Annotated in this window: 21 protein-coding genes and 2 pseudogenes; 14 read left to right on the forward strand and 9 right to left on the reverse strand. The window is 69.2% G+C overall.

Annotated elements, in window-relative coordinates:
• Nucleotides 1–98: 98 nt before the first annotated feature.
• Nucleotides 99–167, reverse strand: a pseudogene (locus LRS07_RS22230) (hypothetical protein); the annotation flags it as partial.
• 212 nt (nt 168–379) lie between these two features.
• Between LRS07_RS22230 and LRS07_RS08835 the strand changes: the two are divergent.
• From LRS07_RS08835 to LRS07_RS08845, 3 genes are all read left to right on the forward strand, one after another.
• Complete coding sequence (locus tag LRS07_RS08835; protein ID WP_260501561.1) at nt 380–1,582, forward strand: thiolase C-terminal domain-containing protein; 1,203 nt, start codon at nt 380–382, stop codon at nt 1,580–1,582.
• The gene (locus tag LRS07_RS08840; RefSeq protein WP_260501562.1) at nt 1,579–2,007 is read left to right on the forward strand and encodes a Zn-ribbon domain-containing OB-fold protein; all 429 of its coding nucleotides are present in this window, start codon (nt 1,579–1,581) and stop codon (nt 2,005–2,007) included. The genes LRS07_RS08835 and LRS07_RS08840 overlap by 4 nt, the downstream gene beginning before the upstream one ends.
• A 103-nt stretch (nt 2,008–2,110) precedes the next feature.
• A complete protein-coding gene (locus LRS07_RS08845) occupies nt 2,111–3,202 on the forward strand; it encodes a porin (RefSeq protein WP_260501563.1) in 1,092 nt (363 codons plus the stop codon).
• Nucleotides 3,203–3,261: 59 nt separating this feature from the next.
• Here the strand turns inward: LRS07_RS08845 and LRS07_RS08850 are convergent, their stop codons facing one another.
• Both LRS07_RS08850 and LRS07_RS08855 read right to left on the reverse strand, forming a co-directional pair.
• The gene (locus LRS07_RS08850) at nt 3,262–3,738 is read right to left on the reverse strand and encodes a MaoC family dehydratase (protein ID WP_260501564.1); all 477 of its coding nucleotides are present in this window, start codon (nt 3,736–3,738) and stop codon (nt 3,262–3,264) included.
• A complete protein-coding gene (locus LRS07_RS08855; protein ID WP_260501565.1) occupies nt 3,735–4,928 on the reverse strand; it encodes an acyl-CoA dehydrogenase family protein in 1,194 nt (397 codons plus the stop codon). The genes LRS07_RS08850 and LRS07_RS08855 overlap by 4 nt, the downstream gene beginning before the upstream one ends.
• Before the next feature lie 94 nt (nt 4,929–5,022).
• On the opposite strand from LRS07_RS08855, the gene LRS07_RS08860 reads away from it, so the two are divergent.
• Complete coding sequence (locus tag LRS07_RS08860; RefSeq protein ID WP_260501566.1) at nt 5,023–6,240, forward strand: CaiB/BaiF CoA transferase family protein; 1,218 nt, start codon at nt 5,023–5,025, stop codon at nt 6,238–6,240.
• Between the two features lie 12 nt (nt 6,241–6,252).
• Here the strand turns inward: LRS07_RS08860 and LRS07_RS08865 are convergent, their stop codons facing one another.
• Nucleotides 6,253–6,882, reverse strand: coding sequence for a TetR/AcrR family transcriptional regulator (locus tag LRS07_RS08865; protein ID WP_260501567.1), 630 nt, complete (start codon nt 6,880–6,882; stop codon nt 6,253–6,255).
• 229 nt (nt 6,883–7,111) lie between these two features.
• Here LRS07_RS08865 and LRS07_RS08870 point away from each other — a divergent pair, with 229 nt between their 5' ends.
• Nucleotides 7,112–8,083 (forward strand): Bug family tripartite tricarboxylate transporter substrate binding protein, encoded by a 972-nt coding sequence (locus tag LRS07_RS08870; RefSeq protein ID WP_260501568.1) that lies wholly within the window; start codon nt 7,112–7,114, stop codon nt 8,081–8,083.
• Between the two features lie 57 nt (nt 8,084–8,140).
• Here the strand turns inward: LRS07_RS08870 and LRS07_RS08875 are convergent, their stop codons facing one another.
• Complete coding sequence (locus LRS07_RS08875; RefSeq protein ID WP_260501569.1) at nt 8,141–9,055, reverse strand: cupin domain-containing protein; 915 nt, start codon at nt 9,053–9,055, stop codon at nt 8,141–8,143.
• Between the two features lie 143 nt (nt 9,056–9,198).
• Between LRS07_RS08875 and LRS07_RS08880 the strand changes: the two genes are divergently transcribed.
• Nucleotides 9,199–10,089 carry a TauD/TfdA dioxygenase family protein gene (locus LRS07_RS08880; protein WP_260501570.1) on the forward strand — a complete coding sequence of 297 codons (891 nt, stop codon included), beginning with the start codon at nt 9,199–9,201 and terminating at the stop codon, nt 10,087–10,089.
• A 42-nt stretch (nt 10,090–10,131) separates the two neighbouring features.
• Here the strand turns inward: LRS07_RS08880 and LRS07_RS08885 are convergent, their stop codons facing one another.
• Entirely contained in the window at nt 10,132–11,145 is a 1,014-nt protein-coding gene (locus LRS07_RS08885; RefSeq protein WP_260501571.1) for a ketopantoate reductase family protein, read from the reverse strand.
• Nucleotides 11,142–11,936: a class II aldolase/adducin family protein gene (locus tag LRS07_RS08890; RefSeq protein WP_260501572.1), complete on the reverse strand. Its 795-nt coding sequence runs from the start codon at nt 11,934–11,936 to the stop codon at nt 11,142–11,144. The genes LRS07_RS08885 and LRS07_RS08890 overlap by 4 nt, the downstream gene beginning before the upstream one ends.
• A gap of 175 nt (nt 11,937–12,111) precedes the next feature.
• On the opposite strand from LRS07_RS08890, the gene LRS07_RS08895 reads away from it, so the two are divergent.
• From LRS07_RS08895 to LRS07_RS08930, 8 genes are all read left to right on the forward strand, one after another.
• Nucleotides 12,112–13,278, forward strand: coding sequence for an acyl-CoA dehydrogenase family protein (locus tag LRS07_RS08895; RefSeq protein ID WP_260501573.1), 1,167 nt, complete (start codon nt 12,112–12,114; stop codon nt 13,276–13,278).
• Nucleotides 13,279–13,287: 9 nt separating this feature from the next.
• A complete protein-coding gene (locus LRS07_RS08900) occupies nt 13,288–14,169 on the forward strand; it encodes an HpcH/HpaI aldolase/citrate lyase family protein (protein ID WP_260501574.1) in 882 nt (293 codons plus the stop codon).
• Nucleotides 14,170–14,205: 36 nt separating this feature from the next.
• Entirely contained in the window at nt 14,206–14,685 is a 480-nt protein-coding gene (locus LRS07_RS08905) for a MaoC family dehydratase (RefSeq protein WP_260501575.1), read from the forward strand.
• A gap of 73 nt (nt 14,686–14,758) precedes the next feature.
• Nucleotides 14,759–16,735: an AMP-binding protein gene (locus tag LRS07_RS08910; RefSeq protein ID WP_260501576.1), complete on the forward strand. Its 1,977-nt coding sequence runs from the start codon at nt 14,759–14,761 to the stop codon at nt 16,733–16,735.
• 22 nt (nt 16,736–16,757) lie between these two features.
• On the forward strand, nt 16,758–18,011 hold the full coding sequence (locus tag LRS07_RS08915) for a CaiB/BaiF CoA transferase family protein (RefSeq protein WP_260501577.1): 1,254 nt from the start codon (nt 16,758–16,760) through the stop codon (nt 18,009–18,011).
• On the forward strand, nt 18,011–19,150 hold the full coding sequence (locus tag LRS07_RS08920) for an acyl-CoA dehydrogenase family protein (protein WP_260501578.1): 1,140 nt from the start codon (nt 18,011–18,013) through the stop codon (nt 19,148–19,150). The genes LRS07_RS08915 and LRS07_RS08920 overlap by 1 nt, the downstream gene beginning before the upstream one ends.
• Before the next feature lie 15 nt (nt 19,151–19,165).
• A complete protein-coding gene (locus tag LRS07_RS08925; RefSeq protein WP_260501579.1) occupies nt 19,166–20,320 on the forward strand; it encodes an acyl-CoA dehydrogenase family protein in 1,155 nt (384 codons plus the stop codon).
• 50 nt (nt 20,321–20,370) lie between these two features.
• Entirely contained in the window at nt 20,371–20,763 is a 393-nt protein-coding gene (locus LRS07_RS08930) for a VOC family protein (protein ID WP_260501580.1), read from the forward strand.
• Nucleotides 20,764–20,810: 47 nt separating this feature from the next.
• Here LRS07_RS08930 and LRS07_RS22235 read toward each other — a convergent pair.
• Both LRS07_RS22235 and LRS07_RS21990 read right to left on the reverse strand, forming a co-directional pair.
• A pseudogene (locus LRS07_RS22235) lies at nt 20,811–21,775 on the reverse strand (Bug family tripartite tricarboxylate transporter substrate binding protein).
• 19 nt (nt 21,776–21,794) lie between these two features.
• Nucleotides 21,795–21,992, reverse strand: coding sequence for a Zn-ribbon domain-containing OB-fold protein (locus tag LRS07_RS21990; protein ID WP_312028367.1), 198 nt, complete (start codon nt 21,990–21,992; stop codon nt 21,795–21,797).
• Nucleotides 21,993–22,039 lie beyond the last annotated feature (47 nt).

Genomic DNA, 22,039 nt, shown 5'->3' on the forward strand with positions numbered 1-22,039 from the left:
GGCTGGTCCCAGGTCGGGGTGCCGCGGTGCCGGTCCAGGCAGTTCAGGACGATGTTCGTGGTGCCGCCCACGCACCACTGGGCCCATTCGATGCCGCGCGAGGTGTCGAGCATGCGCTCGGGCGGCTTGAAGAAGCGGAAGTCGCAGAAGCCGAACACCTCTTCCATCAGCCACGCCGGGTCGGCATCGGCGCGAGCGGCCAGCGCTTCGTAGGCCGGCTCCTCCCCACCCGTTGCAGGAATGCCGTTAGGTTGGACTGGGCGATGACGTCTCGGGTTGGTACCCAGCCGAACGGACGTTTGGTAGACATAGAATCGAGAGTAACCGAGGCCGGGGGGTGCGTCCAGTGCCGTCCCGGCCAACCCGAGAGCCAAAGCCGATGTCCCTTTCCAACGCTTCCACCCGGCGCGACAGCCTGCGCGGCAAGACGGCCATCGTCGGCGCCGGCTTGTCGGCCGTAGGCCGTGTGCCGGGCAAGAGCGCGCTGGGCTTGGCCGCCGACGCCGCTTACCAAGCCATCGCCGACGCCGGCCTGCAGAAGTCGCAGATCGACGGCGTGCTCGCCAGCCATGCGTTCTCCGCGCCGTTCCACCGCTTCAGCGTCGCGCTGAGCGAATACCTCGGCATCCAGCCGACCTTCTCCAACACGCTGCAGGTTTCCGGCGCGACCGCCGCGACCATGTTCAACACCGCTGCCGCGGCCATCCACGGCGGGCTGGCCGAGACGGTGCTGGTGGTCGGCGGCGACAGCCTGCTGACCGGCCTGTCGCCCGACCTCGCGTTGCGGTCGATGACCGAAAGCCGCGACCAGCAGTACGAGATGCCATTCGGCATTCCGGTGGCCAACACCTTCGCGATGACGGCTCACCGTCACATGAAGGAGTACGGCACCACGGCGGAACAGCTCGCGCAGGTGGCGGTGGTGCATCGCGAGCATGCGCGGCGCACGCCGGGCGCGCAGATGACCGAGCCGCTGACCGTGCAGCAGGTGCTGGACTCCGGCTGGGTCACGACTCCGTATCACAAGCTCGACTGCTCGCTAATCTCCGACGGCGGTGCGGCCTTCATCGTCACCTCCGCCGAGCGGGCGAAGTCGCTCGGCATCGAGAAGCCGGTCTACATCCTCGGCGGCGGCGAGTGCTACACGCACGAGCACATCTTCCTGATGCCGTCGCTGACCACCACGGGCGCCGTGCAGTCCAGCCAGCGCGCCTATGCGATGGCGGGCTGCAGCCCCGAGGACATCGACGTCGCCGGCGTCTACGACTGCTTCACCGGCACCGTGATCATGATGCTGGAGGACCTGGGCTTCTGCCCCAAGGGCGAGGGCGGCCGCTTCGTTGAGGACGGGCAGATCACCTACGGCGGAAGCATCCCGTGCAACACGCACGGCGGCCTGCTGTCCTTTGCGCACTCGGGCATGCCGGGTTCGCTGTTCCACTTTTACGAGGTCGTGAACCAGCTGCGAGGCCGCTGCGGCGATCGCCAGGTGCCGGGCGCCGAGCTGGGCCTCGTGCACAGCCTGGGTGCCGGCTTCGCGACGAACGCGACCACGATCCTCGGGACGGAGGCGACGCGGTGATCAATCCCAAGGACGCGCACGTCAAGCCGCTGCCGCAACCCGACGCGGACACCGAAGCATTCTGGGCCGGACTGAAGGACGGCCGGCTGCTGTTGCAGCACTGCCTGCAATGCAGCCACGTGCAGCTGTACCAGCAGACGCGCTGCCGCGTGTGCGGCAGCGAGCGCCTGGAGCACCGGGCCGCCAGCGGGCGCGGCCGCGTGCACTCGTACAGCGTGGTGTACCGCGCGCCCGGCCCGGCGTTCAAGCAGGACACGCCCTACGCCGTGCTGCTCGTGGAATTGGAGGAGGGGCCCCGGATGATCAGCTCGCTGATCGACGGCGACCCGCTCGCGGTCGACTTCGACATGCATGTCGAACTCGTGTGCGATTCGGTGGACGCGCGCATCACCTTGCCGCGCTTTCGCCTGACCGGAAGGAGGTGAACCGCTCGCAGCGACGATCCCAGGCCACCTTCGAAGAACACCAAGTCCAACCCCTTGGGACACGCTGCCGCAACCACCGCGCAGCGCCCATACCGGAGCTTTCATGGCACGAAAATCAATGCTCGCGCTGGGCGTGCTGGGCGCGTTCGGCGCGTCCGCGCAGGCGCAGTCCAGTGTCCAGGTCTACGGCATCATCGACGCCGGCGTTGGCGCGGTCACCAAGACCGCCACCTCCAACGACCGCCTGTATCGCACGAATGCTGACGCATCGACCTCTTCCCGTTTCGGCTTGCGCGGCACTGAGGACCTCGGTAAGGGGCTGTCGGCCTTCTTCGGTATGGAGTCGGGCCTGGACCCGCGCAACGGCAATGCGCAGGGCACGGCGAGCTCCGGCACCATCAACGGTGCCGCGGCACCGGCATCGTTCTGGCGGCGCGGCGCGTACGTCGGCCTGCGCAGCACGACGCTGGGCGCGGTGACCATCGGCCGCTTCGGCGTGCCGGGCGTCGGCATCTCGGTGGCGAACAACAACATGATCACCACCGGCTTCAACTCCGGCCTGGGCGCCACGCTGGCGGCGGTGGGCATCGGCAACGACTTCTGGAACAACAACCAGATCCGCTACGACAGCCCGAAGTTCGGCAACTTCGACTTCGCTGGCAACATCTCCTTCGGCGAGACCGCGGGCAGCCTGCGCAGCGGCTCGAACGCCGGCGTGACCGCGCGCTACAGCATGCAGCCGCTGGTCTTCACCGCCGCCTACCAGCGCGACGAAGACTGGCGCCCGACCGGTGCGCACGTCAGCTGGTATTGGCTGTCCGGCACGTACATCAAGGGGCCCTTCCGTGCCAGCGTGGGCTACATCGACGTCAACAACGACCGCAACATCGCTGGCTGGTTCGATTCGACCCAGTGGACCGTCGGCGCGCGCTACGACTTCACGCCGCAACTGTCTTTATCGGGCCACTACTTCGGCCTGGACGACAAGCGCGCCGGCGGCACCAAGACCACGCTGACCGTCGTGAACCTGGCCTACGCGCTGTCCAAGCGGACCTCGCTGTACGCGGTGTACGGGCACGCCGATTCCGGCACGATCGGCGTCACGCCGATCTGGGGCGCTGCGGCCAACGCCCAGACCACGGTGCGCAACGCGGTCAACCAGGGCTTGACCGCTGGCCTCCTTCACACCTTCTGAGACGTCGCGGCGCCCCGACGACGGGGCGCCGTTCTCTCAGCGTGTGCAGTGCGGCGCGCTCAGTGCGCGCCGCCGCGGCCCTTGACCATGCGCAAGGGCGTGTATACGAGCACCACGTCGCCGTTCTGGTTGACGACCCGGTTGCGCGTGCGCACCAGCCCGAATCCGGGGCGGCTCTTGCTCTCGCGGCACTCGATGACCTCGCATTCGACGTGCACGGTGTCGCCCACGTGCGTGGGCCCCTTGATGTCCATCTCCATGTGCAGGAACGCGAAGCCCGTGCCCTGCATCGTCGCCTGCACCAGCAGCCCTTCGGCGAAGGTGTAGGCGAGCGCGCCCGGTGCCACGCGCCCCTGGATCGCCGACTCGTGCTTCTGGAACTCGGTGTTGATGAAAAGCACCTCGAGCATGCCCGTGCAGGAGACAAAGGCGACGACGTCGGCCTCGGTCACGGTGCGGCCGACGGTCTTGAACTTGCGGCCCACCGGGAGGTCTTCCCAGTAGAAGCCGAGCCCCACGGTCTCGATGTCGCTCATGGTGTGGCTTTCGTCTTGTCGTGGCGCGCACGGCGTGGCGCGCGGCCGAGCACGCTGTCGGCGATGATGTTGCGCTGGATCTGGTTGGTGCCCTCGATGATTTGCACCACCTTGGCATCGCGGAAGTAGCGGTTGATGGGGTACTCCGAGGAGATGCCAGCGGCACCGAAGATCTGCACCGCGTCGGTGGCCACCTGCATCGCCACGTCGGAGGCGAAGCACTTGGCCATGGCCGCCATCGGCGCCAGCTCCGCGCCCGACACGCCGGCGTCCACCTGGGCCGCGGTGCGGTAGACCATCTGCCGCGCGGCTTCGGTCTTCATGACCATGTCGGCGAGCATCCAGCGCAGGCCCTGGAACTCGGCGATGGACTGCCCGAAGGCGCTGCGGCCCTGCATGAACTCCACCGCGTGGTCGATGGCGCCCTGCGCGAGCCCGACGGCGCGCGCGGCGATGATCGGCCGGCTGGTGTTGAGCGCCTCCATCGCCACCTTGAAGCCTTCACCGCCTTCGGCGCCGAGCCGCGCATCCTCGCGCACATGGACGTCGTCGAAGAACAAGGGGCACGACGGCACGCCGCGCGCGCCCATCTTGTCTTCCTTGCGTCCGACGGTGAAGCCGGGCGTGCCGCGCTCGACGATGAAGAGGTTGATGCCGCGGGCGGTGCCGTCGGCGTCGAGCGTGCGGGCTGCGACGAGGACGAAGTCGGCGACGTGCGAGTTGGTGCACCAGATCTTCGCGCCGTTGATCACGTAGCCGTCGCCGGTGCGTCGCGCGGTGGTGCGCACGCCGGAGACGTCGGAGCCGCTTTGCGATTCGGTCAGCGAGATCGCGCCGCGCACCTCGCCCGCGGCGAGCCGCGGCAGCCAGCGCTCGCGCTGCTCGGGCGTGCCCCCGGCCAGGATGGCACCGAAGGGTACCCACTGCACGACCAGCAGGTAGCCGGTGTTGTAGCAGACGCGCCCGAACTCCTCGACCGCGACGCAGGCCGACAGCAGGCTGCCGGTGCCGCCGTACTCGACCGGGAAGGGCAGCGTGAAAAGGCCCAGGCCCTTCAGCAGGTCGAAAATGTCCTGAGGGTATTCCGCGGTGCGGTCGATGTCGGCAGCACGCGGTGCCACCTTCTCTTGCGCGACTCGACGCACCAGGTCGCGCACCTGACGCTGCTCTTCGTTCAATTCGTAGCTCAACCGGGCTGTCCTTTCGCCAATGCCGTCGATAGGGCGGGCAAGACTAACCGGCGCGTCATTAGGCGGTCAATCGTTAGTTTGCTACCCTACATCGATGAAAGAACACGCCTCGCCCGCCGCCGCTGCGGGGGCCTTGTCGGGTCTCCGCGTGATTGACCTCGGGCGGGTGCTTGCCGGCCCGCTGTGCGCGCAGATGCTGGGCGACCACGGCGCCGAGGTGATCAAGATCGAACCGCCCGCCGGCGACGACCTGCGCTTCTTCGGACCGCCCTTCGACGAGCTCGGCGACGCGGCCTACTTCGGCGCAGCCAACCGCGGCAAGCGTTCGCTCAGCGTGGACCTCTCGCGACCCGAAGGACGCGACGCGCTGCACCGGCTGCTGGAGCGCACCGACGTGCTGGTGGAGAACTACGTGCCCGGCACCCTGGAGCGCTGGGGCCTGGGCTACGAGGCGCTGTCGCAGCGCCATCCGCGTCTCATCCTGTGCAGCGTGAACGGGTTCGGCGCCGACGGACCGCTGGGCGGCCTGCCGGGCTACGACGCGGTGCTGCAGGCGATCTGCGGGTTGATGAGCGTCAACGGTGAAGCGTCCACCGGTCCGATGCGCATCGGCGCGCCCGTGGTGGACCTGCTCACCGCGCACGTCGCTTTGAGCGGCGTGCTGATGGCGCTGCACGTGCGCGAGCGCACCGGCCGCGGCCAGCACGTCGAGGCGGCGCTGTTCGACGCCGCGCTGACGCTGCTGGTCCCGTATGCCGCCAACTGGCTGGTCTCGGGCCGCACGCCCGGCCTGCAGGGCAGCGCGCATGCCAACGTCTCGCCCTACGACAAGTTCGAGGCCGGCGGCGGCCCGCTGTTCCTCGCCATCGTCAACGAAGGTCAGTTCCGGCGCTTCTGCGAGACGGTGGACCGTGGCGACCTGCTGGCCGACCCGCGCTTCGCAACCAACCCGTTGCGGGTGCAGCACCGCGAGGCGCTGCGCGCGGAGATCGCGGCCACGCTCGCCCGCATGCCGCTCGATGCGCTGTGCGAGCAGCTGATGCGCAACGGCGTGCCGGCCGGGCCGGTCAACACCGTACCGCAGGCCTTCGAGCAGCCCCACGCCACGCACCGGCAGATGCTGGTGGAGCGCGACGGCCTGCGCGGCATCGGGCTGCCGATCAAGCTGTCGGCGACGCCGGGGCAGCCCGGTGGCCGGGCGCCACGCTTCGGGGAGCACGGGCGCGAGGTGCTGCGGGAAGCCGGCTTCGACGACGCGCAGATCGATGCCCTGCGGGCGGCAGGCGGGCTGCACGAGCGCATGAAGCGCTGAGAACGCGCGACACTAGGCCGTCTTGCGCGCCAGCACGCCGTCGAAGACGATTTCGGTAAGCTGGCGGGAGAAGTCTTGGAACGAACCGCGCTGCGGGTTGTACCACTCGACCGTCCAGTTCAGCGCGCCGATGACGAACAGGCGGATCACCGCCGTGCTGCTGTCGCTGCGCAGCTCGCCGCTCGCCATCGCGCCCTCGAACAGCCGGTCCCAGAGGTCGGCGTAGGCACGCCGCACGACGCGATGGCGGTTCTTCGCGCTGGCCGGGATCTGGCCGTAGATGCGGATGTTGGCCGAGGTGAAGTCGCCATGATGCAGCAGCCCCCACAGGTGGCCCTCGATGCCCGCCGCGATGCGGTCGCGGAAGCTGGCATTCGGGGGCAGGGCCTCGATGCGCTCGCGCACCGCATCCGACACCGCCTGGATGCCCTTGTCGAGCACGTCGCCGAGGATCTCCTCCTTCGAGGCGAAGTGGTAGTAGATGCTTCCCGCCTTGATGTTCGCCGCATCCGCGATCTCGCGCAGCGTGGTCGCGGTGTAGCCGTGATGGCGGAACAGCCGCGCGGCCTCCAGCAGGATCCGCTCGCGAGTGGCCGATTCACCTTCGTTGAGCGCGGGAGGAGAGGGGGTCTTGGTGGCCATTTCGCTCGCTAGTTAGGTGATAGCGGTTGGCCCGATGCTAACAGGGGCATCACGGGTGCCTGCCCCGACGCCGCTCCGGAAACCGGACCGACCCGCATTGGCACGTCAAGGTACGCAGACTAACGCAGGTTAGACGAATCTTGGCCTACTTCGGGTATCCCACCACAGAAATACGGGTGATGCATGTTTACGCTCCTAACAACCGTAAGGTTTAGGACAAGGGGCACCGATGCTAAGACGCTTGTTCCCCGCCGCCGCGCTGGTGGCCGCCCTGCTGGCCGTGAACGGCGCGGCCGCCCAAGGCACGACCGCCTACCCGGTGAAGCCGGTGCGCTGGATCGTGCCGTTCCAGGCCGGGGGCACGACCGACGTCATTGCGCGCATCGTCGGCCAGAAGCTGTCAGAGATGTGGGGCCAGCCGGTGGTCATCGACAACCGGCCGGGGGCCAACGCCGTGATCGGCACCCAGGCCGGTGCCAAGGCGCCCGCCGACGGCTACACGCTGACGTTCGCCTACAACGGCAACATGGCGATCAACCCGAACATCATCCGCAAGCTGCCCTACGACGTGATGAAGGACTTCGCCCACGTCGGCGTGATGGTGGCCTCGCCCTTCGTGGTGGTGGTCAATCCGAAGCTGCCGGCGAGCACGCTGAATGAGCTGATCGCGCTGGCCAAGAGCGCGCCCGGCACCATCAACGTGGCGGTGGGCGGTGCGGCCGGGCAGCTGTCGAGCGAGCTCTTCAAGTCGATGGCCGGCATCGACATGCTCAACGTCAACTACAAGGGCAACGCGCCCGCCATGAACGCGGTGCTGTCGGGCGAGGCGAGCGTCATGTTCGAGACGGTGAACGCCTCCATGCCGTACCTCAAGTCCGGCAAGCTGCGCGCGCTCGCGGTCACCAGCGCGCACCGCTCGGCCGCCTTTCCCGAACTGCCCATCGTGGCCGAGGTGGTGCCAGGCTACGACGTGAACCTGTGGTTCGGCGTCTCGGTGCCGACCGGCACGCCGAAGGAGATCGTCGACAAGCTGAGCGCCGACATCGCGCGGGCGGTCCGCATGCCGGACCTGCGCGAGAAGTTCGCGGCCCTGGGTCTCGATGTCATCGACGGCACGCCTGAGCGGACCACCGCGATGATCAAGGCCGAGGTCGAGACCTGGGGCCGCGTCGTGCGCGACGCCAAGATCCCGGTCGAATAAGGCGCATCGCGGCCCGGGCCGGCCTGCCGCCCCCGGCGCGCGGGGTCGCGGGCCGCATCAGTCGTAGCTGAAGCCGCTGCTGCGCAGGTAGTAGTGCATGCCAGAGTCCTGGGCGATCAGGACCCGCGCCAGCCGCTCGCCCTCGTTGCAGTGCGTGTGCATCTGTCCCGCCGGCGTGATGATGGCGGTGTGCGGCTCCCACTCGTGGCGCACGCCGTCGATGACGCTGTGGCAGCGCTCGCCGTCCAGCACCAGGGTCAGTGCCGCCGCGTTGTGGCGGTGCGGACGCTGCGCCTTGCCGGGCGCGAGGGAGTTGAGCGCCAGCATCAGCGAGGGCAGCGGGAGGCAGCGCCGCGCGGTGCCGTCCTCGCTCGAGAAGATGAATGCCGCGTTCCCGTTGCTCGCGTCGCCCTTCGCGTCCTCCTTGTGCTGGGCCGCCGCCAGCGCCTCGGCGATCGGCCCGGCGCCGAAATGCAGCGGCGCGGCCGCGCGCGCGAAGGCCCGGGCGGGCGCGAGGCCGAGGAAGGACAGCAGGGGCTCGTCGGTGACCGACCACAGGAGGGCGTCCTCGTGGCCTGCCAAATGCACCGTCTCCTCGCCGCCGTCGAAGCAGAAGACGTCACCCGCGCGCCAATCGACCTGGCACGGGCCGTTGCGGCTGGTGCCGCTCCCGGCGAGCACGTGGTAGATCTCGCCGCTCGCGCGAAAGCTGCCGCGCAGCCACTCGCCGCGCCGCACGCGCGCATAGCGCGCGAGCATCAAGGGCGTGGTCGCCGGCCATTCCGTACCGAGTGCTTGGCGGTTGTCGAGCAGGACGAAGCCGGTCGGCGCGTAGGGGGCCAAGGCCGCATCGCGTTCCTCGACGAAGGCGCGCGCGGCATACGGGGGCTGCCCTTGCACGTAGTAGCCGTCCCGGTTGACAAAGCGGGCTCGGGCCGCAGGGCCGTCGGGTTGGCGCCGGGATGTCTGCATCGGGGTTCTCCATCAGTCGTTGGCACGGACGAAATCTAACGCTCGTTTGGTAGCCGAGATATCATAGGCTTTAGGACGTCCTTCCGAAGCCGCCGCCTCGAGTCGCATCCGTCGTCCGCACCAGCATGTAGAGGAGTCAAGCGATGTCTATCAAAGTGCGCCCCCTGTCATACGCGCTAGGAGCCGCCGTCACCGGCGTGGACCTGACGAAGCCGCTGGACGCGGCGACCCGGGCCGAGATCCAGCAAGCCTGGCTCGCGCATTCGGTGATCGTCTTCCCGGACCAGGAACTCTTGCCCGAGCGGCAGATCGCCTTCGGAAAGCTGTTCGGCGAGCTCGACGACCACAAGGCGGTGCCGTTCTACCGCCACCCCGAGCACGATGAGATCTACCTGATCACGAACCGCAAGATCGGTGGCAAGGAGTCGCAGACGAAGGACACCGGGCGCCTGTGGCATTCGGACCATTCGTTCACGACGCACCCGACCACCGCGACGATGCTCTATTGCTGCGAGATCCCCCCGGTCGGCGGCAACACCATGTTCGCGAACATGTACCTCGCCTACGAGACGCTCTCTCCGGGTCTGAGGAAGGTGCTCGACAAGCTCGAGGCGGTGCACAGCCTGGAGCACTACACCTCCAGCAACCCGTTCTTCAGGCAGCGTGATCCCGATCAGATCGCGAAGATGCACAAGCTGTCACCGCCGGTGGCCCAGCCGGTGGTGCGCACCCACCCGGAAACCGGGCGCAAGGCGCTGTACATCAGTGAGGGGCAGACCTCTCATTTCGTCGGCATGTCGCGCGAGGAGAGCCGCGGCCTGCTGCAGTACCTGTTCGACCATTCGGTGAAGCCTGAATTCACCTACCGCCACGCCTGGTCGGTCAACGACCTGCTGATGTGGGACAACCGGTGCACCATGCACCTGGCGCTCGCCGACTACAGCCACGAGCACCCGCGCCACATGCACCGCCTGACGGTGCTGGGCGCGCCATGCGGCCGGCTGCTCAACGCCGAGGAACTGGCGGCGGCCTGAGGCGCAGGTCGACGCCGCGGCGGGCCGGCCCCTGGTGCCGGCTCAGCCCAGCGGCTGCGGCGCGATGCGAACGCCGCGTTGCTCGATCACCGAGCTCAGCAAGCGGGCGCAGGCGTGGACCGCCTCGGTGACCGGCACCGGCGTGCGGGTCAGCCGCGCGAGCTCGACGACGGCGCCGACCAGTGCGTCGACCTCGAGCGGCCGGCCGGCCTGCGTGTCCTGCAGCATCGACGGGCGCACCGCGCCCACCTCGTCCGCGCGCTTCATCCGGGTCTCCGGGCTGCCGCGCACCGTCACGCCCAGGCTCGCCGCGACCGCGATGCCTTCGCGCATCATCGCCAGGCACAGCTCGCGCCCTTCGGGGATCGCGCCGACCTCGCTCACCGTCGCCTGCGTCAGCGCGCAGATCGGGTTCCAGGCCAGGTTGCCCAGCAGCTTGAACCACTTCTCGGCGCGAATGTCGGGCACCACCGGCGCGGCGACGCCGGCCTCCTGCAGCGCCTGCGACGCGGCGAGCACGCGCGCCGTAGAACGGCCGTCGAGCTCGCCCAGCGGGAACTTGTCGTTGGCCGTCACCGTGTGGCGGACCACGCCCGGCCGCAGCACCTCGGCAGCCTTGAAGGCGACGCAGCCGATCACCCGCTCCGGTGGCAGGTGGGCCGCGATCAGGCCGCCAGGATCGGCCGACTGCAGCACGTGGCCTTCATGCGGCCCGCCGCAGCGCTGGAAGTACCACCACGGGATGCCGTTCTGCATCGCGACGACCGGCGTATCAGCGCCCAAGGCGGCCAGACCGGGCGCCACCGTGGCGATCTGGTGCGCCTTCAGTGCCAGCAGCACCAGATCCTGCGGCCCCAGATCGGCGAGGCGGTCGCTCGCCCGCAGGCCGCGCACGTGCTGCGCGCCGCCGTCGTGGTCGACCAGCGTCAGGCCGTCTCGCCGGATTGCCTCCAGCTGGGCGCCGCGCGCCAGCAGCGAGGTGTCGTGCCCGGCGAGGGCGAGCTTGGCCGCCAGGTAGCCGCCGATCGCGCCGGCCCCGACGACGGCGATCCTCATCGGGCGTGGTCGCTGCCGTCGCGCGCCAGCTTGCGCAGCATCGCCTCCCATTCGCGCTGGCCCTCGCCGCCGAAACCGGCGCGCGAGAAGATCTCGCGGCCGCAAGCGATGCTCTTGTCGATCACCTCCTGCGGCAGCGGATTGAGCTCCTCGCCGCCCGACTGCGCGGCGATCTGCATGCGGCAGGCGCGCTCGATGCGATACATCAGCACGAAGGCCTCGCCGACCGTGCGGCCGGCGGTCAGCGTGCCGTGGTTGCGCAGGATCATGATGTTGCGTTCGCCCAGGTCGGCCACCAGCCGCTGCTGTTCGTCCGGGTCCAGCGCCGGGCCCTCGAAGTCGTGGTAGGCGATCTGGCTGTAGATGATGAGCGCATGCTGTGTGATCGGCAGCAGCCCGCGCTTCTGCGTCGCCACCGCGTTGCCGTCGCGGGTGTGCAGGTGCATCACGCAGTCGACGTCCTGGCGCGCCACGTGGATGCAGCTGTGGATCACGAAACCGGCCGGGTTGATGATGTGCTCGGTCTCGCTGCGGATGTTGCCGTGCTCGTCCACCTTGACGAGATTGGACGCCGTGATCTCCTCGAACAGCAGGCCGTAGGGATTGATCAGGAAATGGTCGCGCTGGTCCGGCACTCGGGCCGAGATGTGCGTGGCCAGCAGGTCGCCCCAGCCTTGCATGGCCGCCACGCGGTACAGCGCGGCGAGGTCGCAGCGCGCGCGCCACTCGGCGTCCGATATGCCTCTGGGGGGCGCGCTGTGGATCAGGGCGCTGGTTTCGGGTGCGTTCATGCGCTCTCCTTGGGAGGGATGGCCGGGGCTTGTGCGACGGCAGTCTAGCGCAACGACCGAACAATCGTTAGGTTATCCCTCATCGGTACACGTTCCAAAATCCGAACAGTATTCTGATTTCCGCACACGGCACCTAGAATTCCGCCAACCCCAATCAGCCCATGGCGCCGACCCGATGGACTTCGAATTCAGCCCCGAACAGACGCAGTTGCGCGAGGCGATCCTGGCGCTGTGCAGCCGCTTCGACGATGCCTACTGGTTGCGCAAGGACCGCGAGGGCGGCTTCCCCGAGGAGTTCTATCGCGCGGTGGCCGACGCCGGCTGGCTGGGCATCGCGATGCCGGAGGAATACGGCGGCGCCGGCCTCGGGATCACCGAGGCGGCGGTGATGATGCAGGCTATCGCCGAATCGGGCGGCGGTCTGTCGGCCGCGTCGTCGGTGCACATGAACATCTTTGGCCTCAACCCGGTGGTGGTGTTCGGCACCGACGAGCAGAAGCGGCGCGCGCTGCCGCCGCTGATCCGCGGCGAGCAGAAGGCCTGCTTCGCGGTGACCGAGCCCGACGCCGGCCTCAACACGACCAAGCTGAAGACGCGCGCCGTGCGCGACGGCGACCGCTACCTGATCTCCGGCCGCAAGGTGTGGATCTCCACCGCGCAGGTTGCCGACAACATGCTGATCCTCGCGCGCACCACGCCGGCCGAGGAAGTGAAGCGCCCGACCGATGGTCTGAGCCTGTTCTACACCAAGCTCGACCGCAACTACGTCGACGTGCGCGAGATCGACAAGATGGGCCGCAAGGCGGTCGATTCCAACGAGCTGTTCATCGACGGCCTGCCGGTGCCGGTGGCCGACCGCATCGGCGAGGAAGGCAAGGGCTTCCACTACATCCTGCACGGCATGAACCCCGAGCGGGTGCTGGTCTCGGCCGAGGCCATCGGCATCGGCCGTGCCGCGCTGGCGCGGGCCACCCGCTACGCCAAGGAGCGGGTCGTGTTCGACCGCCCGATCGGCCAGAACCAGGGCATCCAGCACCCGCTGGCGGTTTCGTGGGCCGAGCTCGAGGCGGCGCACCTGATGGCCTTCCGCGCCGCCAGCCTGTACGACCGTGACCTGCCCTGCGGCCCGCAGGCCAACGCCGCCAAGTACCTTGCGGCCGAGGCGGCGGTGAAGTGCTGCGAGACCGCGATCCTGACCCACGGCGGATTCGGCTACGCCAAGGAGTACCACGTCGAGCGCTACCTGCGCGAGGTGATGATCCTGCGCATCGCGCCGGTGAGCCCGCACCTGGTGCTCAGCAACATCGCCGAGAAGGTGCTCGGCCTGCCCAAGTCCTACTGAGGAAAGCCCATGAAGCCCATCCGTTCCTTCCTGTTCGTGCCGGGCGTGCGCGAGTCGTGGATCGACAAGGTGGTCAACGCCGGCGCCGACGCGCTGATCCTCGACCTCGAGGACAGCGTGCCCATCGACGCCAAGGCGCAGGCGCGCGAGGTGGTGGCGCGCAAGATCGCCGGCCTGGCCGCGGCCGGCCAGCGCGTCTACGTGCGCATCAACCGCAGCCCGTTCATGTACAGCATGGAGGACCTGCTCGCGGTGGTGGTGCCCGGGCTCGAGGGCATCGTGCTGTCCAAGCCGAACGGCCCGGAAGACATCCACATGGCCTCGATGATGGTGTCCGAGGCCGAACTGCGCAACGGCATCGCGGCCGGCACCGTCGGCCTGGTGCCGACGCTGGAGACCGCGCGCTCCATCCAGTTCGCGCACGACATCGCGCTCGCGCCGCGTGTCACCGCCATCGTCTGCGCGGCGGCCAAGAACGGCGACGTGGCGCGCTCGGTCGGCTTCCAGTGGACCCGCGATGGGCTGGAGAGCCTGCCGTTCAAGTCGGCCACGGTGATCGCCGCGCGCGCGGCCGGCAAGCTGCCGCTGACTGGCCTGTGGCAGGAGGTGCACGACCTCGAAGGGCTGAAGGTTGCGGCCGCCGCGCACCGCCGCATGGGCTTCGTCGGCGAGATGCTGCTGCATCCGTCCAACGTGGCGCCGGTCAACGCGGCCTACAGCCCTTCGGACGAGGACGTTGCCTACTACCAGGGAATGATCGACGCGTTCGCCGCCGCGCAGGCCGCGGGTCGGGCCGCGGTGATCTACGACGGCGAGCACATCGACTACGCCCACGTGAAGACCGCCCGCGAGATCGTCGAGCAGGCGGCGCAGTTCCGCGCCGGCCGCTGAGCCCGCCACCCAACCCACCGCAACCGGAGCCCGCCAATGGCCGCTGCCCCTTCCGGCAAGTATTTCGAAGAGCTCGAGGTCGGCAATGCCTACCCGCATGCCGTGACCCGTACCGTCACCGAGACCGACAACCTCCTGTTCTGCGCGCTCACCCACAACACGCAGCCGCTGCACCTCGACGAGGAATTCGGCAAGAACTCGATCTACGGCACGCGCGTGGTCAACAGCATCTACACGCTGGGCTTGGTGGTCGGCGTCGGCGTCACCGAACTCACGCTGGGCACCACCCTCGGCAACCTCGGCTTCGGCGAGATCACCTTCCCGAACCCGGTGCGCATCGGCGACACCATCCGCGCCGAGACTCATGTCGTCGATCGCCGCGAATCGCGCTCGCGGCCCGATTCGGGGATCGTCGAATTCGAGACGCGCGGCTACAACCAGCGCAACGAGCTCGTCGCGACGGTGCGGCGCAAGGCGCTGATGATGCGCAAGACGCCGGGCACGGCGGCAGCGTGAGGCGCGCGTCGCCTGCCCGAGCACGGGCTTGCCGGCTATCGCCTCGCCCGGGCGTCGCGCGCGGGGTGTGCTGATGAGCGCGGGAGCGGTTCCAACCGACACCGGCTACGTCTGGCATCCCGGCGCTGAGCTCGTGCAGGCGAGCAACATCAAGGCGTTTCTCGACGACCTGGGCGTCGCCGACTACGAGGCGCTGCTGGCGCGCGCCGATGCCGACCCCGCGTGGTTCTGGGCCGCGGTGCTGCGCCGCCTGCAGTTCTACCGCCCCTACGAGCAGCTGGTCGACGAATCGCGCGGCAAGCCCTTCGCGCGCTGGTGCGTCGGCGGCACCACCAACCTGGTGCTCAACTGCATCGACCGCCACCGCGGCACGCCCACCTGGCAGCGCGAGGCGCTGGTGTGGGAAGGCGAGGGCGGCAACATCGTGCGCTGGACCTACGCCGACCTGGCGGCGGAAGTGAGCCGCCTGGCCGGCGGGCTGGCCTCGCTCGGCCTGCAGCAGGGCGACGTGGTGGGCCTGTTCCTGCCCAACATCCCGCAGGCGGTGGCCGCCTTCCTGGCCTGCGCCAAGATCGGGCTGGTCGCGCTGCCGCTGTTCTCCGGCTTCGGCGTGGCCGCGCTGCGCGACCGCCTGGCCGCGGCGCGCGCCGTCGCGCTGGTCACCGCCGATGCCAGCACACGACGCGGCACGGTCGCGCCCATGAAGGCGGTGGCCGACGAAGCGCTGCAGTCGCTGCCCGCGCTGCGCCACGTCGTGGTCGTACGCCACCTCGGCATCGAGCTCGCTTGGCAGCCGGGGCGCGACCATGCCTACGACGAGCTGGTGGCCGGCCGCAGCGACGAGCTGCCCACGCTCGAGCTGCCCGCCGACGCGCCGCTGATGCTGATGTACACCTCGGGCACCACCGGCAAGCCCAAGGGTACGGTGCACACCCACATCGGCTTCGCCGCCAAGATGCTGCTCGACCTCGGCATCGTGATGGACCTGAAGGCCAGCGACCGCCTGCTGTGGATGAGCGACATGGGCTGGCTGGTCGGGCCGATGGTGGCGGTCGGCGTGCCGCTGGCCGGCGCCACGCTGGTGCTCGCGGCCGGCAGCCCCGACTACCCGGACCGCGGCCGCATGTGGCGGCTCATCGAGCAGTTCGAGGTCAGTTTTCTCGGCCTCGCGCCGACCACCGCCCGCAGCTTCATCGGCAGCGGCGGCGGCGACATCGAGCGCCACGATCTCTCGTCGCTGCGCATCTGCGCCTCCACGGGCGAGGTCTGGACCCCCGAGGCCTGGCACTGGACCTTCGACAAGGTGTGCCGCCGGCAGGTGCCCATCCTCAACTACTCGGGCGGCACCGAGGTCGGGGGCGGCATCCTCTGCGGCACGGTGCTGCACCCCATCAAGCCCTGCACGCTCAGCCGAGCGCTGCCCGGCATGGGCGCCGCGGTGGTCGACGACCAGGGCCGCGACGTGCCGCGCGGCGTGGTCGGCGAGCTGGTGCTGCGCCACCCCTCGATCGGCCTCACGCGCAGCCTGTGGCACGACGACGAGCGCTACCTCGACAGCTACTGGTCGGCGATGCCGGGCCTGTGGCGCCACGGCGACTGGGCGGTGATCGATGCCGACGGCTACTGGAGCATCCTCGGCCGCTCCGACGACACGCTGAAGATCGCCGGCAAGCGCACCGGCCCGTCGGAGATCGAGGCCTTGCTCGCGGCCACCGGCCACGTCGTGGAGTCGGCCGTGGTCGGCCTGCCCGACGCGGTGAAGGGGCAGGCGGTGTGCTGCGTCGTCACGCTGATGCCCGGCACGACGCTGAGCGCCGACGTGCGCGCGGCCTTGTCCAAGGCGGTCGTCGACGGGCTGGGCACGCCGTTCCGGCCCAAGTTCATCGTCGCCGTGGCCGAGCTGCCCAAGACCCGCAACATGAAGATCATGCGGCGCGTGGTGCGCGCCGCTTGCCTCGGCGAGGACGCCGGCGACCTCTCTTCGCTGGTCAATCCCGAGGCCGTGGCCGCGTTGAGGCTCGAACTCGAGCAGGCCGGCCACCGTCCCTGAAGTCCACCCCGATCCACACTCGATGACCACCCCACAAGCTTTCAAGCCTTTCGCGCCCCTGGCCGGCATCCGCGTGCTCGACCTGAGCAAGGTCCTGGCCGGCCCGATGTGCGGCCAGTACCTCGCCGACCTCGGCGCCACCGTGATCAAGGTGGAACCCTGCGAAGGCGGCGACGACACGCGCCGCTGGCCGCCCATCATCGGCGAGGACGGCGCGGTGTTCCTCAGCGCCAACCGCAACAAGCAGAGCATCGCGGTCGACCTGAAGACCGCCGCCGGCCGCGAGGTGGTGATGCGCTTGCTGGAAGACAGCGACGTGATGATCGAGAGCTACCGCAAGGGCGCCATGGACCGCCTGGGCCTCGGCCACGAGGCAGTGCGCAAGCGCCATCCGCGCCTCATCTACGCGAGCATTTCCGGCTTCGGCCGCACCGGTCCGCTGTCGCACCTGCCGGGTTACGACCTGATGGTGCAGGCCTTCAGCGGCATCATGAGCGTGACCGGCGAGAAGAACGGCGGCCCGGTGCGCGCGGCCTTCTCGCCGCTGGACCAGACCACCGGCATCTGGGCTGCCTTCGGCATCCTCGCCGCGCTGCGCGAGCGCGACGCCACCGGTGTGGGCCGCTTCCTCGAGGTGTCGCTGTACGAGACGGCGATGGCCTTCCTCGGCTACACCTCGCAGATCTACTGGGAGACCGGCCGCACGCCGGCCCGCTGCGGCACCAGCCACGAGTCGCTGTGCCCCTACCAGGTGTTCCCGGCCCAGGACGGCGAGATCCTGATCGCCGTCGGCAACGACACCCTGTTCCGCAGCTACTGCCGCGCCGCCGGCATGCCGGAGATGGCCGACGACCCGAAGTTCAGGACCAACGCCGACCGCGTCAAGCATTTCGACGAGACGGTGGCGCGGGTCAGCGAGCGCACCCGCCAGAAGACGGTCGACGAGTGGGCGAAGCTGCTCGACGAAGCCGGCGTGCCGAACTCACCCATCCATTCGCTGGACCGCGTGCTCGCGATGCCGCACACCGCCGAGCGCGGCATCGTGATGGACTACGAGCATCCCGCCACGGGCGCGATGAAGACGGTGGCGATGCCGGTCACCTTCGACGGCGAGCAGCGCACCGTCGAGCGGGCGCCGCCCATGCTCGGCGAGCACACCGCCGAGATCCTCGCGGCCGCCGGCTACGACGCCGCCGCGATCGAGCAGCTGCGCCGCGACGGCGTGGTGCGCACGCACGGCACGCCGGCGGGCGCCACCGCGACCAAGGCCGCATGATGGACGCGCCGACCCGAGGTGGCGCGGCGGACACCGGCGAAGACACCCACCGCATGCTGCGCGACGCGGCGCTGAGCTTCGCCGCCCGCCAGACCAGCATCGCCCGCGTGCGGGCGCTGCGCGGCACCGACCCCGGCCACGACCGTGCGGTGTGGCGCAGCCTCGCCGACATGGGCTGGACCGGCATCCTGATTCCCGAGCTGCACGGCGGCCTGGGCCTGGGGCTGGGCGAGATGGCGACCGTGCTGGAGGAATTCGCGAAGACGCTGTCGCCGGAGCCGCTGAACGCGGTCGCCGTGCTGGCTGCCGGCGTGCTGGTCCGCGGCGACAACGACGCGCTCAAGGCCGATCTGCTGCCCGGGGTCGCGCTCGGGCGCGTGCTGCCGGCGCTGGCCTGGCAGGAATCGAACGGCGGCATCGAGCCGCTGGACATGGCGACCCGCGTCGAGGGCGGCGTGCTGCGCGGCGAGAAGCGCTTCGTCGTGCCGGCGCAGGCCGACGGCTACCTGGTCAGCGCACAGGGCGCGGAGGGCCCGGCGGTGTACTGGGTGGAGCAGGGCGCGCCCGGCCTGCAGTGCGCGTTCGAGCTGCGCGCCGACGGCACGCGCAGCGCCCGCCTGGTGCTCGACGGCGTCGAGGTCTCCGACGCGCAGCGCATCGCCTCGCCCGCGGTGGCGGCGGCGGCGCTGCAGAGCGCCGTCGACACCGCGACCGTGATGGCGGGCGCCGAGCTGGTCGGCGTGATGCGCCGCGCGCTCGACATCACGCTGGAGTACATGCGCACCCGCGTGCAGTTCGGCAAGCCCATCGGCAGCTACCAGGCGCTGCAGCACCGCGCGGTGGACCTGTTCATCGAGAAGGAGCTGGCGGTGTCGGTGCTCGCCGATGCGCTGCGCCACCTCGACGGTGACGACGAGCAACTCCCGCTGTGGTCCAGCCGCGTCAAGTCGCGTTGCGCCGACGGCGGCCTGCGCATCGGCCGCGAATCCATCCAGATCCACGGCGGCATTGGCTATGCCGACGAATGCGACATCGGCCTGTACCTGAAGCGGGCGATGGTGCTCTCTGCCTGGCTGGGCAACGGCGCAATGCATCGCCGCCGCTATGCCGCGCTCGCACCGGCGCACGACGCCACCTGACAAGGACCACACGACATGGCCGACATCGATTGGGACGCCCTCGACGACGACACCTTCCGCCGCGAGGTGGCGCATTTCTTCCGCACCGAGTACCCCGAGGAGATCCGCTTCCCGCCGCACTTTCTTCGCTGGGCGCAATGCGAGGACTGGTACCGCAAGCTGTATGCAAAGGGCTTTGCGGCGCCGGCATGGCCGCGAGAGTGGGGCGGCATGGGCTTGTCGCCCGGCAAGCTGCTCGCCTTCATCGAGGAGCAGGAAAAGCACGGCATCGCGCGAACGCCCGACATGGGCATCACGATGCTGGGTCCGTTGCTGATCCGCTTCGGCACCGAGGAGCAGAAGCGCGAGTTCCTGCCGCCGACCCTGCGCGGCGAGTACATCTGGTGCCAGGGCTACTCGGAGCCGAACGCCGGCTCCGACCTCGCCAGCCTGCGCACCGAAGCCGTGCTCGACGGCGACGAGTACGTGATCACCGGCTCCAAGATCTGGACCAGCTTCGCCATGGACGCGACGCACATGTTCGTGCTCGTGCGCACCGACAAGCAGGCGAAGAAGCAGGAGGGCATCAGCTTCATGCTGGTCGACATGAAGTCGCCCGGCATCACCGTGCGGCCCATCCGCAACCTCAACGGCGCGGAGCACTTCGCCGAGGTCTTCCTCGACAAGGTGCGCACGCCGGCGCGCTGGCTGGTGGGCCAGCCCAACCAGGGCTGGACCATCGCGAAGGCGCTGCTCGGCTTCGAGCGCATCTCGATCGGCAGCCCCAAGCTCTCGCAAACCGGGCTGCAGCGGCTGGAGCGCATCGTGCAGGCGCGCGGCCTGAGCGATGACGCGGCCTTCATGGACCGCTTCACGCAGCTCAAGCTGAACGTGGCGGACCTCACGTCGGTCTACGGCCGCTTCGCCGACATCGTCAAGCGCGGCGGCACGCTGGGCCCCGACGTCTCGCTGCTGAAGATCTTCGCGTCGGAGACCTTCCAGCGCATCACCGAGCTGACGCTGGAAGCGGGCGGCGACGCCGGCGCGATCGAGGGCGAGGTGAGCTTCGGCGACGCGGCGATCGACATCCTCTCGCCGTTCTACAACGCGCGGCCGTCGACGATCTACGGCGGCTCCAACGAGATCCAGCGCAACATCATCGCGAAGAGCGTGCTGAACCTGCCGGGCTGAGGGCGCGGCGGGGTGCTGTTCGGCGGGACAAGCGAGTAACAGGAGAGAACATGTTCAGTCATGTGATGGTCGGGTCCAACCACATCGAGCGCTCAAAGCGCTTCTATGACGCCGTGCTGGCCGTTCTCGGAGGGGGCGAGCCGCTTCGAAACCACAACGCCACTGGACAGGACCGCCTGTTCTACCGGCACGATGGCGGCATGTTTTGCGTCAGTGAGCCGATCAACGGTGAACCTGCAACGTCCGCCAACGGCGGAACCATCGGTTTCAAGTGCAGTTCGCCGGCGCAGGTACAGCAGTTCCACGACACCGCGGTTGCTCATGGCGGCACTTCGATCGAACAGCCGCCTGGCCTGCGCGAGGGAAAACTCGGCGCCCTGTATCTGGCCTACGTTCGCGACCCGGACGGCAACAAGCTCTGTGCACTTCACAGGCCAAAGTAGGTGGACAGCGGCAGCGCCAGCTGAAGCTCACCCTGCCGTATCTCCCGCTATTCCTTCGGAATCCCTGCGTCCTTCACCACCTTCACGTAGGCCGCGAGTTCCGACTGTGTGAACTCCGCCAGCTGCTGCGGCGTGCTGGCCTGCGGTTCGAAGCCAACGCTGTTGAAGCGCTCGATGACCTCGGGCAGCGAGAGGATGCGAACCAGCTCGGCGTTGAGCTTCTGCACGATGGGGGCGGGCACGCCGGCCGGCGCGTACAGCGCCAGCCATGCCGAGAAGTCGTAGGCCGGCAAGCCGGCTTCGGCGGTGGTGGGCACGTCGGGCAGTTGCGCCAGCCGCTTCGGGGTCGTGACCGCCAGTGCGCGCAGCTTGCCCGACTTGATGTGCGGGGCCGCGCTCAGCACCGGCTCGACCATCACGTCGAGCTGGCCGGACAGCAGGTCGTTCAGCGCCTGCGGCGAAGTCTTGTACGGGATGTGGTTGATCTGCATGCCGGCCGCCAGGTTGAACATCTCGCTGCCGATCCGCGCCGAGCTGCCGCCCGAGCCATAGTTGAGCCCCCCGGCTTGGACTTCGCCAGCGCGATCAGCGCCTTCAGCGAGTTCGCCGGCACCGACGGGTGCACGACGACCACGTAGTAGGCCTTGCCGGCCATGGAGATCGGCGTGAAGTCGCGCAGCGCGTCATAGGGCAGCTGCCTGTAGAGGCTGGGGTTGATCGCGTTGGTGGAGCTTGACCCCAGCGTGATCGTGTAGCCGTCGGGCGCGGCGCGCGCCACCGCCTCGGCGGCGAGGATCCCGTTTGCGCCGGCACGGTTCTCCACCACCACCTGCGTGCCGAGGCGCTCGCCGAGCTTCTGCGCGATGGTGCGAGCGACCGCGTCGGTCGTGCCGCCGGGGCCCTGCGACAGGATGAAGCGGATCGGCCGGTTGGGGTAGTCCTGCGCCTGTGAGAGCGGGACGGCGAACAGGCCGGCTGCGACGAGCAGCAGCCGAAGAAGACGGGATTTCATCGGCTGCCCTTCTGCGCGATCAGGCGGGGGTGAACATCGCCACCGGCGGGCCGCCGTCGCTCGGCTGGAACGTCACCTTCACGCGCTGCCCGATGCGCACCGCATCGGGATCGCAGTCGACGATGTTGGTCATCACCGTCACGCCTTCGTCGAGCGTCACGTAGGCGATGACGTAGGGCACCTCGACCCGGCGCATCACGCTGTAGCTGTAGATCACACCCTGGCCGGAGGCGTCGCGCCACTCGGTCTTGTCGCTGAAGCAGA

The sequence above is a fragment of the Aquabacterium sp. J223 genome, assembly GCF_024666615.1.
Taxonomy (GTDB): Bacteria; Pseudomonadota; Gammaproteobacteria; order Burkholderiales; family Burkholderiaceae_C; genus J223.

Excerpts from the sequence above, each read along its gene's own strand:
- LRS07_RS08835 (WP_260501561.1), top strand. The coding sequence starts at position 380 with ATGTCCCTTTCCAACGCTTCCACCCGGCGCGACAGCCTGCGCGGCAAG.
- LRS07_RS08925 (WP_260501579.1), top strand. The coding sequence starts at position 19,166 with ATGGCCGACATCGATTGGGACGCCCTCGACGACGACACCTTCCGCCGC.
- LRS07_RS08875 (WP_260501569.1), bottom strand. The coding sequence starts at position 9,055 with ATGCAGACATCCCGGCGCCAACCCGACGGCCCTGCGGCCCGAGCCCGC.
- LRS07_RS08930 (WP_260501580.1), top strand. The coding sequence starts at position 20,371 with ATGTTCAGTCATGTGATGGTCGGGTCCAACCACATCGAGCGCTCAAAG.
- LRS07_RS08865 (WP_260501567.1), bottom strand. The coding sequence starts at position 6,882 with ATGGCCACCAAGACCCCCTCTCCTCCCGCGCTCAACGAAGGTGAATCG.
- LRS07_RS08880 (WP_260501570.1), top strand. The coding sequence starts at position 9,199 with ATGTCTATCAAAGTGCGCCCCCTGTCATACGCGCTAGGAGCCGCCGTC.
- LRS07_RS08895 (WP_260501573.1), top strand. The coding sequence starts at position 12,112 with ATGGACTTCGAATTCAGCCCCGAACAGACGCAGTTGCGCGAGGCGATC.
- LRS07_RS08915 (WP_260501577.1), top strand. The coding sequence starts at position 16,758 with ATGACCACCCCACAAGCTTTCAAGCCTTTCGCGCCCCTGGCCGGCATC.
- LRS07_RS08860 (WP_260501566.1), top strand. The coding sequence starts at position 5,023 with ATGAAAGAACACGCCTCGCCCGCCGCCGCTGCGGGGGCCTTGTCGGGT.
- LRS07_RS08870 (WP_260501568.1), top strand. The coding sequence starts at position 7,112 with ATGCTAAGACGCTTGTTCCCCGCCGCCGCGCTGGTGGCCGCCCTGCTG.
- LRS07_RS08905 (WP_260501575.1), top strand. The coding sequence starts at position 14,206 with ATGGCCGCTGCCCCTTCCGGCAAGTATTTCGAAGAGCTCGAGGTCGGC.
- LRS07_RS08850 (WP_260501564.1), bottom strand. The coding sequence starts at position 3,738 with ATGAGCGACATCGAGACCGTGGGGCTCGGCTTCTACTGGGAAGACCTC.
- LRS07_RS08900 (WP_260501574.1), top strand. The coding sequence starts at position 13,288 with ATGAAGCCCATCCGTTCCTTCCTGTTCGTGCCGGGCGTGCGCGAGTCG.
- LRS07_RS08845 (WP_260501563.1), top strand. The coding sequence starts at position 2,111 with ATGGCACGAAAATCAATGCTCGCGCTGGGCGTGCTGGGCGCGTTCGGC.
- LRS07_RS08910 (WP_260501576.1), top strand. The coding sequence starts at position 14,759 with ATGAGCGCGGGAGCGGTTCCAACCGACACCGGCTACGTCTGGCATCCC.
- LRS07_RS08920 (WP_260501578.1), top strand. The coding sequence starts at position 18,011 with ATGGACGCGCCGACCCGAGGTGGCGCGGCGGACACCGGCGAAGACACC.
- LRS07_RS08890 (WP_260501572.1), bottom strand. The coding sequence starts at position 11,936 with ATGAACGCACCCGAAACCAGCGCCCTGATCCACAGCGCGCCCCCCAGA.
- LRS07_RS08885 (WP_260501571.1), bottom strand. The coding sequence starts at position 11,145 with ATGAGGATCGCCGTCGTCGGGGCCGGCGCGATCGGCGGCTACCTGGCG.